The organism is Desulfovirgula thermocuniculi DSM 16036 (genome assembly GCF_000429345.1).
Taxonomy (GTDB): Bacteria; Bacillota; Desulfotomaculia; order Desulfotomaculales; family Desulfovirgulaceae; genus Desulfovirgula; species Desulfovirgula thermocuniculi.
Genome location: NZ_AUBR01000133.1, coordinates 1 through 1,024 on the forward strand (window position 1 = coordinate 1; position 1,024 = coordinate 1,024).

General features: G+C 67.7%; 2 protein-coding genes. Both read right to left on the bottom strand.

The window, feature by feature from the left end:
• Positions 1 to 186: 186 nt before the first annotated feature.
• Positions 187 to 729 carry an XF1762 family protein gene (locus G454_RS19780; RefSeq protein WP_051276566.1) on the bottom strand — a complete coding sequence of 181 codons (543 nt, stop codon included), beginning with the start codon at positions 727 to 729 and terminating at the stop codon, positions 187 to 189.
• A 46-nt stretch (positions 730 to 775) separates the two neighbouring features.
• On the bottom strand, positions 776 to 1,024 hold a 249-nt coding region (locus G454_RS19785), incomplete at its 5' end, for a DNA N-6-adenine-methyltransferase (RefSeq protein WP_035108141.1).

Genomic DNA, 1,024 nt, shown 5'->3' on the forward strand with positions numbered 1-1,024 from the left:
CCGCGCAGGTAGCAACGGAAGGCGCCGTTGTCGAAGCCCCACGGCTCGCCCGGGTAGGGGCGCGGGGGCTTGAGCAGGAACATCCGCCCCCAGCCGAGCGAGGCCGCCACTCCGACCACGCGGCGGTCGCACGTGTCGCCTATCAGGAAAACCACACCGTCCGAACTCCCCTTTCCCGCCGCAACGCTAAGGCGTGCCGAGAATCAGTTCGAACTTCAGCTTCGGTCCCACGGCGGCGTCCCGTCGGCGGGGGCGGCTCGGGTAGGACCACCTGCCGCCGTTCGTCCTTCCGGCGAACCGCCACCCCGCTGCGCGGTACACCGTGCCTCGGTGCCCCTTGCCTGGGTCGGCGTAGGAGATCAGCCGCCGGATTTCGGGCATGTTTCTCCGGATCCACTCTGCCGCCAGGGCCAGGACGCGGGACTCGCTGTTGCGCGGACATTCGTTCAGCAGGACCATGCGGGTCAACTCCATGGTGTGCTCTTGATCCTCTAGCCTGGCCGAAGGCCTACCGAACATCAGCGTCCCCACCAGGCGGTCCCCGTACCAGACACCCAAGCAAGCCCGCGCCCCCGGCGGGGCGTAGCCGAGGTAGTGGTGCCGCTCCACGAACGCCCGCGCTGTCCGGTACGGGACGGGCCGCACTTCCAAGTGCTTGACCGAGGGTGGCGGCCCGGGCGGCGTGTCGGAAAAGCGGAACTGGCCGTCCCAGTCGGGTACCAAAAACATGCTGCGAGCACCCTCCTCGCAAACAAAAGCCGCCCGGCTTTCTTCCCTACCGAGCGGCCATGCTCTTCACTACGGGCGGCCCGCTGTAGCCGGGCCGGAAAACCACAACGCACGAAGGAAAAGGCGCGCCGTTTTCCGCGCCCCCAAAGCGAAGCCTGCCCCGGATGAAGCGGACCTCCGCGGCCCGCATGACGTACTCGTGCCACCATGCCGTGTCCGTGCGGGAGGGGAGCAGGCACACCACAGTAGCACCCTTTTGAGCCTCCTCGTAGGCCTTCTGGATCCACTTCCCGAT